12 protein-coding genes are annotated in these 13,837 nt (G+C 73.8%); 6 read left to right on the plus strand and 6 right to left on the minus strand.

Annotation, left to right across the window (positions count from 1 at the left end; translation table 11 throughout):
• Positions 1-103 precede the first annotated feature (103 nt).
• The 4 genes from ABZ836_RS05265 (at position 104) to ABZ836_RS05280 (ending at position 4,594) form a co-directional block, all read left to right on the plus strand.
• Entirely contained in the window at positions 104-568 is a 465-nt protein-coding gene (locus tag ABZ836_RS05265; protein WP_361139456.1) for an SPW repeat protein, read from the plus strand.
• A 190-nt stretch (positions 569-758) separates the two neighbouring features.
• A complete protein-coding gene (locus ABZ836_RS05270; RefSeq protein WP_356127251.1) occupies positions 759-1,022 on the plus strand; it encodes a GlsB/YeaQ/YmgE family stress response membrane protein in 264 nt (87 codons plus the stop codon).
• A gap of 272 nt (positions 1,023-1,294) precedes the next feature.
• Positions 1,295-2,980: an alpha/beta hydrolase gene (locus ABZ836_RS05275; RefSeq protein ID WP_356127254.1), complete on the plus strand. Its 1,686-nt coding sequence runs from the start codon at positions 1,295-1,297 to the stop codon at positions 2,978-2,980.
• Between the two features lie 225 nt (positions 2,981-3,205).
• Positions 3,206-4,594, plus strand: a complete 1,389-nt coding sequence (locus ABZ836_RS05280) for a PAS domain-containing protein (RefSeq protein ID WP_361139460.1) — start codon at positions 3,206-3,208, stop codon at positions 4,592-4,594.
• Positions 4,595-4,779: 185 nt separating this feature from the next.
• Here ABZ836_RS05280 and ABZ836_RS05285 read toward each other — a convergent pair whose 3' ends face one another.
• Positions 4,780-6,264 carry a hypothetical protein gene (locus tag ABZ836_RS05285; protein ID WP_356127260.1) on the minus strand — a complete coding sequence of 495 codons (1,485 nt, stop codon included), beginning with the start codon at positions 6,262-6,264 and terminating at the stop codon, positions 4,780-4,782.
• 231 nt (positions 6,265-6,495) lie between these two features.
• Between ABZ836_RS05285 and ABZ836_RS05290 the strand changes: the two genes are divergently transcribed.
• The gene (locus ABZ836_RS05290) at positions 6,496-7,620 is read left to right on the plus strand and encodes an aminoglycoside phosphotransferase family protein (protein WP_361139463.1); all 1,125 of its coding nucleotides are present in this window, start codon (positions 6,496-6,498) and stop codon (positions 7,618-7,620) included.
• Positions 7,621-7,872: 252 nt separating this feature from the next.
• A complete protein-coding gene (locus ABZ836_RS05295; RefSeq protein WP_361139466.1) occupies positions 7,873-9,795 on the plus strand; it encodes an N-acetylmuramoyl-L-alanine amidase in 1,923 nt (640 codons plus the stop codon).
• Positions 9,796-9,876: 81 nt separating this feature from the next.
• Here the strand turns inward: ABZ836_RS05295 and ABZ836_RS05300 are convergent, their stop codons facing one another.
• The 5 genes from ABZ836_RS05300 to ABZ836_RS05320 form a co-directional block, all read right to left on the minus strand.
• Positions 9,877-10,374 (minus strand): hypothetical protein, encoded by a 498-nt coding sequence (locus tag ABZ836_RS05300; RefSeq protein ID WP_356127269.1) that lies wholly within the window; start codon positions 10,372-10,374, stop codon positions 9,877-9,879.
• Positions 10,375-10,419: 45 nt separating this feature from the next.
• A complete protein-coding gene (locus tag ABZ836_RS05305) occupies positions 10,420-11,355 on the minus strand; it encodes a universal stress protein (protein ID WP_361139469.1) in 936 nt (311 codons plus the stop codon).
• Between the two features lie 201 nt (positions 11,356-11,556).
• A complete protein-coding gene (locus ABZ836_RS05310; protein ID WP_361139471.1) occupies positions 11,557-11,802 on the minus strand; it encodes a DUF397 domain-containing protein in 246 nt (81 codons plus the stop codon).
• A gap of 186 nt (positions 11,803-11,988) precedes the next feature.
• Positions 11,989-13,506 carry an acyl-CoA synthetase gene (locus ABZ836_RS05315; RefSeq protein WP_361139474.1) on the minus strand — a complete coding sequence of 506 codons (1,518 nt, stop codon included), beginning with the start codon at positions 13,504-13,506 and terminating at the stop codon, positions 11,989-11,991.
• 138 nt (positions 13,507-13,644) lie between these two features.
• The gene (locus tag ABZ836_RS05320; RefSeq protein ID WP_356127280.1) at positions 13,645-13,836 is read right to left on the minus strand and encodes a DUF2795 domain-containing protein; all 192 of its coding nucleotides are present in this window, start codon (positions 13,834-13,836) and stop codon (positions 13,645-13,647) included.
• Position 13,837 lies beyond the last annotated feature (1 nt).

Here is a 13,837-nt window from a genome sequence, read left to right on the forward strand (position 1 = left end):
GGTGAATGGGGGCAGAATGGAACAGGTGCGGGCAAAACCGCACGCATGCGATTCCTTCCGTCCGCACCTGCGGTCAGGCCTGAGATTTCGAAGGAGCCGAGTCATGGCCAATGTCTCGCACCAGCGTGGTGACATGGCTAGTCACCCCGACGTGCTCGAAATGAGGGAACAGTACGCCCGCTCCCAGCAGCAGGGACCGAATCTGGGGATGCTCGCCGCGCCGCTCGCCCTGGTCGGCGTGTTCTGCGCAGCGTCGCCCTGGATCCTGCACTTCACCGGGAGCCAGCCGCCACTGGTGGCGCACAACCTGATCGTGGGCGCGGCGATAGCCGCCCTGGCGATCTGCGCGGCCGCCAGCCCCACGCGGATGGGCGCGCTCGGCTGGGCTGCCGCCGCGCTCGGCGTGTGGATGATCATCGCCCCCTGGGTGGTCGGGACAGGACCCGACGCCGGCGTGATCATCGCCCACATCTGCATCGGCGCGCTGGCGATCTGCCTCGGAGCCGCGTGCGCGGCGCTGGGCATGAGGAAGGCGAAGGCCGCCAAGAAGGCGTCGTCGAGGTTCTGACGACGCCTCTCGCGGTCCTGCGCCACGACGGCGGGGCCGGCCGGGTCACCCCCGGTCCGGCCCCGTTCTCGTGCCCGCCCCCGCATCGCACCCGCGTCGCACCCAGCTCGCACACGCCTCGCACGGCGCGTGCGGCTCCCCGGGCGGGGCAGAAGAACGAGCACGACGCAACCGAAGGGATGGGCGGAAGATGGAGGTCTCGGGCATCATCAGCGCGATCCTCATCGGCATCGTGATCGGCGTGCTGGGGCGTCTCGTCGTGCCCGGACGCCAGCGCATCGGGGTGCTGTGGACGATCGTGGTGGGCATCGCGGCCGCGCTGATCGGTTCGGCGCTCGCCGGGGCGTTCGGCGTCGCGGACACCGACGGGCCGGACTGGGTGGAGTGGCTGATCCAGATCGTGCTGGCCGCGCTGGGCGTGGCGGCGCTGGACCGCAGCCGCGCGACGCGCTGACGCGTCCCGCCGGAGGCACACCGGGGCGGAGGGGAACAGCTTCCCCTCCGCCCCTGCCGTGCCCGCGGCTCCCCCGGTCCCCCCACCGGCCCGTGCGACCGGTGGCGCCCGTGCGGCGAGTGGCGCGCCGGAACTCCGCGGCGGACCCGGGCACCGGGGCGGACCGGGCACCGCGGCCAACCCCTGGCCGGGGGCCCGGACGGTCGGTGGACAGGCGAGGTGGGCGGGGCGCGCCTAGGGTGGGCTACGGCCGTCCACCCCAGGAGGCTCGTATGCAGGGACCGTGCTCCATACGCGTCGCGGCCAAGGCGGCCGCGCTGGCCGTGCTCTGTACGGCGCTGCCCGCCGCCCCGGCCGCGGCGAAGGGCGACGCGGCGGACGTGCCGCCGTCGCTGCGGCGCTTCTACGAGCAACGCGTCACCTGGCACCCCTGTGACACGGAGGACGCCCCGGGCGGACTCCAGTGCACGGCCGTGACGGTCCCGCTGGACTACGCGAAGCCGGGGCGCGGCACCATCGACCTGGCGCTGGCCCGCTACCGGTCCACCTCCGACCGGCCGCGCGGCGCGCTGGTCCTGAACTTCGGCGGCCCCGGCGGCGAGGGCGTCGGCCGGCTGGCCATGGCGGGCAAGGACTTCATGCCGCTGGCCGAGGGCTACGACGTGGTCACCTTCGACCCGCGCGGCGTCGGCCGGTCCTCCCCCGTGACCTGCGGCGAGGCCGCGTACTCCGGCTCACCCGGTTCCCCCCTCGTCGACCCGGACGAGGAGGAGACCGGGGAGGAGGGCACCGTCGAAGGCGGGAGCGGCGAAGACGGGAGCGGCGAGGGCGAGGGGCCCGACGAGAGCGCCTCGCCCGACCGGGTGGCGGACGGCGAACCGCACGCCTACCTGCGCCGGCTGCGCGAGGTCGCCGAGGCCTGCGCCGCCCACTCCGGCCCGGTCCTCGAACACATGGGCACCGTGGACGCGGCGCGGGACATGGACGTCATCCGCCAGGCCCTCGGCGACCGCCGCCTGAACTACCTCGGCTTCTCCTACGGCACCCGGCTGGGAGCCGTCTACGCGGCACAGTTCCCCGACCGGGTCGGACGCTTCGTCCTGGACGGCGTGGACACGCTCACCGCCTCCCCGGTGGAGCAGGCCCGGGCGGGCGCTGCGGGCCAGCAGGCGGCCCTGGAACGCTTCCTGGAGTGGTGCGTCCGCGACATCGCCTGCCCCTTCGGGCGCGACGCGCGCACCGCGCCCCGGCAGGTGGAGCGCCTGGTCGACCTCCTGGACGCCCGCCCGGCCCCCTCGCCGGACGGCAGGCCCCTCACCGGGCAGGACCTGGTGGCCGCCCTGGGGCAGGCCCTCTACAGCAGGGCGCTGTGGCCCCCGCTGGAGCGGGCGGTGGCCGATCTGGTCCAGTACGGCGACCCCCGCGGCCTGCGCTCCTTCACCCAGGGTTCCTTCTCCCCACCGGTGTTCGGCCGCGAGAAGGACGACCGGCCCCGGCAGCCGGTGCCCCTCGACAATCCCCCGGCCGCGCTGCTGGCCGTCAACTGCGCCGACTCCCCCGAACGCCCGTCCGCCGCGCGCATCGCGGCGGAGCTGGGAGCGATGCGGACGTCCTACGAGAAGGCGTCCCCGGTCTTCGGCCGCTACCGGCTGGCCGAGGCGCTGATGTGCTACGGGCGGCCCGCGGGAACCGACTTCGTGCGCGAGCGGGTCCGGAACCTCGACACAGCCAGGATGCTGCTGGTGGGCACCCGCGGTGATCCCGCGACGCCCTACCGCTGGACGGTGGAGACGGCCCGACGGCTGGGCCCGTCGGCGGTGGTCCTGGACAACAGGGGCGAGGGCCACACGGGCTACGGATCATCACGCTGCGTACAACGGACCGTGGAGGATTTCCTTCTCCACGGGGACCTGAAGGGCGGTTCCTGCCCCGCCGAGGAGCCCGAGAACGGCGACTGACGCTTCGTCAGATAGGCTGTCCTGGCCCTCAACTGGCCTGTGCGCCAGTGACGTTGGTCCCCGCTTTCGTGGGCCGAAGGTCCCGGAAGACTCTGGCATATGTCAGAAGCACCACCCCATCGAGTGTTGCCAAATCCCTTACAGCGGGTGGCGAGCTGTGCGAGAGTCGTACCCGGTTCACCGACCGGCCCCGGCCGCACCGTCTCTCAGACACCGGAGTTCGTCATGCCGTCCCATCTGTCCGCGGATCGCCCCGCCGACCGTGCGCCCTCCGGCGCCGGCCCGGTGGAGGCCCTCATCACGCGGACACGGCAGCTCAGGACGGACATGGACGCGGTCCGCCGCGGCACGGAGAGCAACGGCACGAACCCCGCGGACCGGTGGCAGCGCGCTCTCTACGACCTCGCGCTGACCCACCTGGAGGACCTCGACGAACACCTGGCACAGCTCCGCGAGGGCCCGCCGCCCACGGCCGGTTCCCCCGAGGCGCTGCCCGCCTCGCCGGCCCTGGGCGGCGAGGCGGCCACGGCCCCCGGCCGGATCGGCAGCGCGGAGTGGGAACTGCTGACCGACGAGGTCCGCTGGTCCGCCGAGTTCTACGAGATCCTCGGCATGGCTCCCACCGCCCACGCCCTCACCCTCGACGAGCTGCCCTCCCTGGTGCTCGACGAGGACCGGCCCCGGCTCACCGCGATGGTGACGGACTGTCTGGTCGACGGACGTCCCATCGACGGCGAGTTCCGGATCACTCGGCCGGACGACGGCAGGGTGCGGAGCGTGCACATGAAAGGCGAGCCCGTGCTCGACGCCGACGGCAACACCGCCTCCATGTGGGCCGTGCTGCGTGACGTCAGCGAACTGCGCCGTCACCGGCGGACGGTGAGCGAGACCCGTGACTCGCTCCGTCACCGCCGGCCGGCCCGGTCCGGGCAGGGGCTCGTGGTCGAGCCGCAGGAAGCCTTGCTCCCCCCGTGGCACGGCTTCCTGCGGCTCCCGCGACAGGGCGGGCCCGGCTCCCTGGAAGTGGCGGCGCACCGGCTGCCGTTCGAGGGACCCGGTGAACCCGCGGGCAGTGACTGGTACGACGCCTGTGAACTCCCCGGCGGCGAGACGCTGCTCGGCGTCGGTTCCCTCGACGGGGAGCCCTCCGCCGTCGCCACGGGCACGGCGATGGTGATCGGCGGACTGCGCGGCATGGCGATGGCCGGCACCGCGCCCGGGCAACTGACCGCCTGGCTGGGCGACCTGGTGAGCGGTACCGCCCGGCCGCTCACCGGACCGGCGCTGTGCTGCCGGTACCGGGCGGAGACCAGGACCTTGCGATGGGCCGGCCGTCCCGCCCCGATGCTGTTTCGGGACGGGACGGGCCGGCGACTGCGCATGCCCGACGGGCAGGCCGAGGCCGAACACCGGCTGGAGGCGGGCGACCTGCTGGTCCTCCACACCCCGGGACCGGCCACCGGCCGGGACGGCGAGCGCCGGCTGACCGGGCTGGCCCGGACCCTGCTGGCCGAACCCACCGCGCAGGGCGCGGCACGCGTGCTGGTGGACACGTTCACCGCCGAACGGCGCACCGGGACAGCCTGCGTCCTCGTCGCCCGCGTGCAGGGCTGAGCACCGGCCGCGAACCCGCTGAGCACCGGCACGCGGAGAGCTCACGCCTCCACGACCGGACAACGACCGGCCGGACTACGACCGGCAGGGCAACGACCAGCCAGGCACCGACCAGCCGGACAACGGCTGGACGCCCGGTCGGGCTCGGGGATGTCGGGCCCGCCCGGCGGGCAAGGCCCCACCCCTCAGACCGCCGCGCCGCTCCCCGGCCGCTTGGGCTTGGGCAGGGCCAGCTGGATCTCCTCGCGCAGTTCCTCGATCTTCGGATAGCTGGCGTACTGACCGGTGAGGCGGTACATCTCCCGCAGCCGGTCCCAGGTCCGGTGCGAGGAGTTGTTCCCCATGGACACCAGCGCCAGGCGCGCGTAGCGGTCGGCCTGCTCCGGGTCGTCGGCGATGAAGCAGGCGGAGGCCAGGGAGAGCCAGTCGAAGATCTTGGAGCGCTCCCGGCCGTTGGCCCGCAGGTCCAGCGCCCGCTTGGCGTGGTTCTGCGCCAGGGAGGCCGCCGACTCCTCGTGCTCGGCGAGGGTGCGGTAGGCCAGGGCCTCCATGCCGTGCAGGTCGGCCTCGTCGAACATCTGCATCCAGCTCGGCGGGGCCACGTCCCCCTTGTCGGAGACGAAGAGCTCCTCGGCCTGCCCCAGCGTGCGGCGCATGGCCTGACCCTTGCCCATGGCCGCCTGGGCCCAGGCCTCGATGGTGTGCAGCATGGCCCTGGTCCGCGGCAGCACCTCCTCGCCTGCCCCCGACTTGGCCAGCTTCATCAGGTCCAGGGCGTCGTCGGGTCGGCCCAGGTGGACCATCTGCCGGGCTGCCCGGGAGAGCGCCTCACCGGCACGGGGCCGGTCGCCTCCCTCGCGGGCCGCGTGCGCCGCGATGACGAAGTACTTCTGCGCCGTGGGTTCCAGGCCCACGTCGTGCGACATCCACCCCGCCAGGACGGCCAGGTTCGCGGCGACGCCCCACAGGCGACGCTGCAGGTGCTCGGGGTGGCGGTAGGCGAGCATGCCGCCCACCTCGTTCAACTGCCCCACGACCGCCTTGCGTTGAAGGCCCCCGCCGCGTGAGGCGTCCCAGGCGCGGAAGACCTCGACGGAGCGTTCCAGCTCCTCGACCTCCTCGGAGCCCACCGGGGCCGCCTCGTAGCGGTCGAAGCCGGCCGGTTCCGCGGGGAACAGTTCGTCGGTGTGGGGGGCGTCGGCCGCGAGGGCCGGGTCGGTGTTCAGCCACTGGTGCATGGCGCTGTGGAGCGCCGCTCCCGTGGTGAGCGCGACGCCCGCGCCCACCAAGCCGCGTCGGTTGAGCATGAGGTCCATTCCCGTGAATTCGGTGAGGACCGCAGCCGTCCGCTCGGGCGCCCACGGCAGTCCGTCGGGATTCTCCTCGCCGCGCTGCCGTTTCCCCGTTCGCCCTCGCCGGACCAGTCCGAGATCCTCGATGGTCACGACACGGCCGAGACGCTCGGTGAACAGAGCCGCCAGCACCCGCGGCACCGGATCGCGGGGGATCTCCCCCATGTCGATCCAGCGCCGCACCCGGGAGGTGTCGGTCGCCAGCTGCGGATGGCCCATGGCCGCCGCCTGCCGGTTGACCAGCCTCGCGAGTTCGCCCTTGGTCCAGCCGGCCAGGCCGAACAGGTCCGCCAGGCGGGTGTTGGGTTGTCCGCTCACGTCAAGCCCCCAGGTTCTCGGCTGACTTGACACTAACGCGGGCCAAAGTGCCGAGCGACTATTCGCCAGGGTTCGCCAGGGGTCGCCAGTTGTCAGCCATGGGGCTGGTTGCGGTGGAGTAGAAGTGCGCCATCCCGCCCCGGTCCTCCGGGGGCTCTCCCCAGGGTGCCCTCCGGGGCCGGGGCGGATGGTGCGGTACCTCTCCTTGGCACACGAAGGGAACCGTCTCCCATGTACGCAGTGTCGTCCTCCGTGTCCGCCCCGCTCCGGCCGCAACCCCGCCCGGGCGCCGGCCCCTTCCTCGACCCGACCCGCCCGATGCAGGCCTCGGGCCCCCGGCTGCGGCGGCTGCCACCACAAGGGAGCGGGACGCTCAGCGGCAGGCTCGACCTGTCCGGTCCGCAGGGCGCGCAGCTGCGGACCGCCATCGCCTCGGTGCACCGCATCTGCCCCGAGTTCGCCCCCGTCCAGGTCCTGCGGCGGACGGGCCGCTCGGTGCTCCTGGTCGGGACGACCGGACGCACCAACGCGGTCGCCAAGGTTTTACTGGACGACTCGCCGGCCTGGGCCGAGCGCATCCGGCACGAAATAGCTGCCTACCGGTCCTTCGTCCGGCACCGGCCGCCCGTCAGGGTGCCGAGGCTGATCGCGGCGGACCCGGACAACTGCACGCTGGTCATCGAGCGGGTGCCGGGGCGGTCCGCGGCGCTGCACCGGCACCCGGTCGAGGCGCCGCCGCGGGCCGACCTCCGGGCGGCCCTGGGGGCGATCTGCCGGCTCAACGCCTGGCGGCCTCCGGCGGGCACGTTCTCCGCCCCGCTGGACTACGCGGCGCGGATCAACCGGTACCACGCGCTGGGGCTGCTCACCGACCGCGACCTGGGGGACCTGCAGAAGCTGCTGCACGGCATCGCGCACATGTCGGGCAGGCAGGGCATGGGGCAGTTCTGCCACGGTGACGCGCTGCTCTCCAACATCCTGGTCGCCCCCACGGGACCGGTGCTGGTGGACTGGGAGCACGCGGGCTGGTACCTGCCGGGGTACGACCTGGCGACGCTGTGGACGGTGCTGGGAGACGCGCCGGCCGTGCGACGCCAGATCAGTCAGCTCGCCCAGTCCCAGGGGCCGGCCGCCCGGGACGCCTTCCTGGTCAATTTGATGCTGATCCTCACCCGGGAGATCCGCACCTACGAGACGGCGGTCCAGCGCACCATGCAGGACGTCCCGCCCCCGCCGGTGGCGGCGCCGGCCGGGGCCATCCCGACGGGCGAGGAACAGCGGCTGCTGCTGCGTCGGCTGCACGACGACGCGCAGATGGCGCGGCGGGCGGTGCGCGCCGCGGTCGGCACCCGCTGACGCCGTCCCGGTGCCGCCGCGGGACCCGGACCCGGCCGGGTCCTGCGGCGCTTCCGGGAGGGGCGGCTTGCTCCGTCCCGGTCAACTCCCTTGCGTGGGCATGCCATTGACGGGGCGACGGGATACCGATATCCCTGACCCCACGTCCCGACCGTCCCACCAGCGCACAGCCGTCCCCGGGAGGATGCCTTGCGAGGAACCGCCACCGCCCCCACTCCCCCACCGGGGGCCCGACGCCCGCTGCCGAGACGCGTGGCGGGAGCCGTCGCCGCGGCGGCCCTGCTGCTGCCCCTGCTGGGCGCGGCGCCCGGGGAGGCGGCGGGCGGGGCACCGCTGCGGGACGCCTTCGCCAGGGCCTCCGCCGAGTACGGCGTGCCGCAGAGCGTGCTGCTCGGCGTCTCCTACATGGAGTCCCGCTGGGACGCGCACAACGGCGCCCCCAGCGTCGCCGGCGGCTACGGCCCGATGCACCTCACCGACCTCTCGGTGGCGCTGGCCGAGGCGCCGCACCACAGCCACGGCGAGGAGGACCCGCGGGGCGACGACGCCCGGCCGATGGCGGCGCCGGAGGCGGGTGACCTGCCGGTCCCCGAGGCGTCCGAGCTCCCGGCGCACCTGCGCACCCTGCCCGAGGCCGCCGGACTCACCGGCCGGTCCGTGGAGGAGCTGCGCGAGGACCCCGCGGCCAACGTCGAGGGAGGGGCGGCCCTGCTGGCGCGGACCCAGCGGGAACTGGGGCTGCCGCTCAGCGAGGACCCGGCCGACTGGTACGCGGCGATCGCCCGCTACTCCGGCGCCGACAACAGCGCGACGGCCGCGATGTTCGCCCAGGACGTGTTCTCGGTGATCTCGGCCGGTCAGGAGCGGGTGACCGACACGGGCGAGCGGATCGTCCTGGCCGCGGACCCGCGGGCCGAGGCCGATCCGGCGCAGCTCGAGCGGGCCGGTCTGAAGAGGCTGGACCAAGACGGCACGGAGTGTCCGCCCACGGTGGCCTGCGAGTGGATCCCCGCCCCGTACGAGCACCTGGGCGGTGACGACCCGGGCGACTACGGCAACCACGACCTGGCCGACCGCCCGGCGGACCAGTCCATCGACTACATCGTGGTGCACTCGACGGAGGCGACCTGGGACACCACCCTGATGCTGGTGCAGCGGCCCAGCTATCTGGCGTGGCACTACTCGATCCGTTCCTCGGACGGCCACATCGCCCAGCACATCAAGGCACGGGACGTCGGCTGGCACGCGGGCAACTGGTACGTGAACGCGCACTCGATCGGCGTGGAGCAGGAGGCGTTCCTCGCGCAGCCGGACGCGTGGTTCACGGAGTCGCTGTACCGCTCGTCGGCCCGTCTGGTGAAGTACCTGGCGAAGCGCCACGGGGTGCCGCTGGACCGGCAGCACATCCTGAGCCATGACGCGATCCCCGGGGTGACCGCCGCCAACATCCCCGGCATGCACACCGACCCCGGCCCGTACTGGGACTGGGCCCACTACTTCCAGCTGATGGGCAAGCCGTTCCACCAGAACGCGAACCCGCACGGCGGCGTGGTGACCATCCGCCCGGACTACGCCACCAACCAGCCCGTGTACACGGGGTGCGTCAGCGCCGGGGTGGCGTGCGCGCCGCACGGCTCCAGCGAGGTGCGGCTGTACTCCGCGCCGTCGGAGGACGCGCCGCTGGTGCGGGACATCGGCCTGTACCCGAAGAACGAGGGCCGGACCACGATCGGCGTCAACGACGTCGGCGCCCGCGCCTCGACGGGCCAGCAGTACGTGGTCGCGGACCGGGCCGGCGACTGGACGGCGATCTGGTACCTCGGGCAGAAGGCCTGGTTCCGCAACCCGGCGGACCGGCCGGCCGCGGTGCCGACCAAGGGCCTGGTCGTGACGCCGAAGGCCGGACTGGCCTCGGTGCCGATGTACGGGCGGGCGTACCCGGAGGCCTCGGCCTACCCGCCGGGCGTCCCGGTGCAGTCACTGGCGCCGCTGCCGTACCGGTTCGAGGCGGGGCAGCGGTACGTGGCGGGCGACCGGTTCCGGCCCGAGTACTTCTGGAACACGACGTTCGGCGGCCGGGGCACCGTGGTGCGCGGCCAGGAGGACTACTACCAGATCCAGCTCGGGCACCGGGTGGCCTTCGTGAAGGTGTCCGACGTGGACGTGGTGTCCTGATCGGCGGGTGATCGGAGAACGGCGAAGGGGCCGGACCACCGAGGTGGTCCGGCCCCTTCGCCGTGGCGGCGGTGGTGCGGCTCAGCCCTGGCGGAAGAGCTCGGCGGGCAGCGGCTTGAGGAGGGCGTACAGGTCCTCGGTGATCGGGCGGTCCCAGGAGGCGATGGTCACCAGGACGTTGTCGCTGCGGTCGAACTGCACGCAGGAGATCCGGCTCTCGGAGAGCTTGACGCGGCGGACCACCAGGAGGTTGTCGCCCTGGAGGACCGGCACGTCCTCGGAGCCGACGACGGTCACCTCCTCGTCGTTCTCCAGCGCCAGCAGCAGCTGGGCCACCTCGAACGGCACCTCCCCCTCGGGGACGTCACGGGCGGGCGAGCCTTCGGGAAGGTTCCCGATGATCATCGCGGGGCCCCGGTTGCCGAACAGGTCGTAGCGCAGGAAGACGCCCTGGCACGTGCCGTCGGGGGCGGGCAGCAGGCCGGCGCCGAGGTTGCCGGGCCAGTCGCCCGGGTCCATGGCCAGGACGTCGAAGTCGGGCCCGGCGGGCGTGGCGCTGCGGCGGCGGAGGAACGACATGCCGCCATGGTACGTGGCCCGCCGGGCTTCACCATGTGCGGGAGTTCACTCCTCGCCGGCCCGCTCCCCGTCGGCGCCGCCGTCCTGCCCGGCGCCGTGCGGATCGACCACGGCCACCGGGGCGGCGGCGTGCAGCAGCACCGCCTGGGTGACCGAGCCGACCATCCGGGTGGGGACCAGCAGCCGCCGCTGGTGGCGGCCCACGACGACCAGCTCGGCGTCGCGGGAGTGGGCGACCAGCCGGCCCGCCGCGTCGCCGCCGTCCACCGCGAGGTCGACGGCGACTCCCGGATACCGCTCGCGCAGCGGGCCGAGCCGTTCCTCGGCGAGTGCCCTGGTCTCGGCGGCGATCCCGGCCTCCTCGATCACCGGCAGCGCGAACTCGCCGGGCGCGGCCCAGATCTGCGGGGGCCACGGGTAGACGGTGACCGCCTGGACCCGCACCCGGCGCCTCTCCGCCTCGGCGAAGGCGAACTCCAGGGCGTCGTCGCCTGCCCGGTCGACGCCGAGGCCGACGACGACGCGGGGTCCGTCGGAGGCGCCGGTGAGGTCCTCGGGGACCTGGCGGCCGGGCCGGGGCACGACGACCACGGGGCAGTGCGCGTCGCGGGCGGCGGCGATGCCGGTGGAGCCCAGCAGCAGGCTGGCGAAGCCGCCGCGGCCCCGCGACCCCACGACCAGCAGGGACGCCTCGGCGCTGACCTCGGCCAGCACTGTTCCCGGGGCTCCCATCCGGCTGAGGTACTCGACCTCCGGCCGGCCGGCCGCGCCGTCCGCGAGGCGGGCGCGGACCTGGTCGAGGACCGGGTCGTCCGCGGTGTCCACGGCGACGAACTCGGGGGGCGCCCAGGCCGGGTACTGGCGCACGTGCACCACCCGCAGGGGCGCCTCCCGCGTCAGCGCGGCCCGCACCGCCCAGTCCAGGGCGCGCAGGCTGTCCTCGGATCCGTCGACCGCCGCGATGACCGGCAGGGTGGTCATGGAGTCCCTCACCTCCGGATGTCGTTCTTCCGCCTGTCCCCGCCCGGCCTCGCCCGGAGGGCGGGGCGGGACGGGAAGCGGTGGCCGAGTGTCCGGATTTCGGGCGGGGAACCCTCCCGCGGCGGCACGGGCCCGGTGCGGAACGGACCGTGCGGGGGGGGCGGACCGGGGTGGCTGAGGGGCGGGCCAGGTCAGGTCAGGTCAGGTCAGGTCGAACTCGCCCTTGCGGGTGTCCGAGACGAAGACCCCCCACTCGTCGGGGGTGAAGATCAGGGACGGGCTCTCGGGCCGCCGGCTGTTGCGCATCGCGACGAAGCCCTCGACGAAGGCGATCTGGACGTCGCCGCGGCCGCGGCTGCTGGAGCGCCACTCTGCGTTGCTGAGGTCCAGGTGGTCCGGCTTGTCCCAGCCGGTGCGGCGCTGCTGCTGGGTGGTGCTGTCGGCCACGTCCGTGCTCCTCCCGTTGTCGTCGGCGGACAGCCTACCGACCGGTCGGGTCCGCGGACAGGCCCCGTGCCGCGCTCGCCCGGCACGGGGTCGTGCACGGACTCGCGGCACGGGCTCGTGCGCGGGACGGCGGCACGGGCTCGCGGCGCGGCTCGGCGGCACGGGCTCGCGGCGCGGCACGGCGGCTCAGCCCGTGGCGCCGAACCGGTCGCGCAGCTCGCGCTTGAGGATCTTTCCGCTGGCGTTGCGCGGCAGTTCGTCGACGAGGACCACGCGCTTGGGCGCCTTGAAGGAGGCCAGCCGCTCCTTGGCGTGGGCGACGAGTTCCTCCTCGGTGACCTCGCCGCGCGGTACCACGAAGGCCGTGACGGCCTCGATCCAGCGCTCGTCGGGCAGCCCGACCACGGCGGCCTCGGCGATCCGGGGGTGGGTGTAGAGGACGTCCTCGACCTGGCGGGAGGCCACCAGCACCCCGCCGGAGTTGATCACGTCCTTCACCCGGTCGACGATGGTGTGGTAGCCCTCGGCGTCGCGGACGGCGAGGTCACCGGAGTGGAACCAGCCGTCCCGGAAGGCCTCCTGGGTCTCCTCGGGCTTCTCCCAGTAGCCCTCGCAGAGCTGCGGGGAGCGGTAGACGATCTCGCCGGGGGTGCCGTCGGGGACGTCCTTGCCGTCCTCGTCGACGACGCGCGCCTCGACGAACAGGACGGGGCGGCCGCAGGAGTCCATCCGGCCGTCGTGCTCCTCGGGTCCGAGCACCATGGCGAGGGGGCCGATCTCGCTCTGGCCGAAGCAGTTGTGGAAGGCCAGGCCGGGCAGGCGTTCGCGCAGTCTCTCGAGGACCGGTACCGGCATGATGGACGCGCCGTAGAAGGCCTTGCGGAGTGCGCCGAGGTCGCGGGTGGCGAAGTCGGGGCGGTTGGCGAGGGCGATCCAGACGGTGGGCGGGGCGAACACGCTGTCCGCGCGCCCGGCTTCGATCAGGTCGAAGAGACGGTCGCCGTCGGGGGCGTCGAGGATGGTGTTGTGCGCGCCGACCGCAAGGTAGGGCAGCAGGAAGACGTGCATCTGCGCCGAGTGGTACAGCGGCAGGCAGTGCACGGGCCGGTCCTCGGCGTCGAGTCCGAGGGCGGTGACGGCGCTCAGGTACTCGTGGACGAGCGCCCGGTGGGTCATCATCGCGCCCTTGGGGAGGGCGGTGGTGCCGGAGGTGTAGAGGAGCTGGGCCAGGTCCTCGGCGCCGGGTCCGGGGCCGTCGTAGGGGGCGGCGGAGGCGAGGCGGGCGAGGAGGGAGTCGTCGCCGTCGCGCAGGGGGAGGACGCGGGCGCCGGCCGGGAGGCGCCCGGCGATCGCCGGGTCGGCGAGGACCAGGGCGCTGCCGGACTGGTCGAGCAGGTACTCCAGGTCGTCGCCGGTGAGGTTCTGGTTGACCGGCACGTGCACCAGACCGGCGCGGGCGCAGGCGAGGTAACCGATCAGGTAGGCGTCGGAGTTGTGCCCGTAGGAGGCCACCCGGTCGCCGGGTTCCAGGCCCTCGGAGCGGAGCACGCCGGCGGCGCGGGAGACGGCGTCGTCGAGTTCGGCGTAGGTCCACGACCGGTCGGCGTAGTCGACCGCGACCCGGCCGGGGGTGCGGCGCGCGCTGCGGCGCAGGACGGCGTCGACGGTGCTGGCGTTGCCGTTGCCGGCGGCGGTTGGGCTCATGGCGCCGATCCTGCGCGGGGCCGCCGCCGGGGTCAAGACGTCTGCCGCCGCGGTCCCGTTCCGTCCTCGGGACCGCGGCGGCGGTCGGTGTTCGCGGCGTCCGGCACCGCCGGGCGGGCGGTGGCCGGCGGGGGCGGATCAGCCCTTGAACACCGCCTTCTGCACCTCGTTGGGGCCGTCGAAGCTGTCCTGCCTGAGGTTCTCCAGCTTCTCGACGAGCTTGCCGTCGGCGTGGTTGCTCCTGGCGCGGTCCACCAGGGACTTCTTGTCCGTCGGGTAGTCCATGCCGCTGAGGGCCTTCTGCAGCTCGATCGGGTTGGTGTCGGCCATG

This window comes from Streptomyces sp. NPDC047130, from assembly GCF_040643475.1.
In the GTDB taxonomy this organism is placed as follows: Bacteria; Actinomycetota; Actinomycetes; order Streptomycetales; family Streptomycetaceae; genus Streptomyces.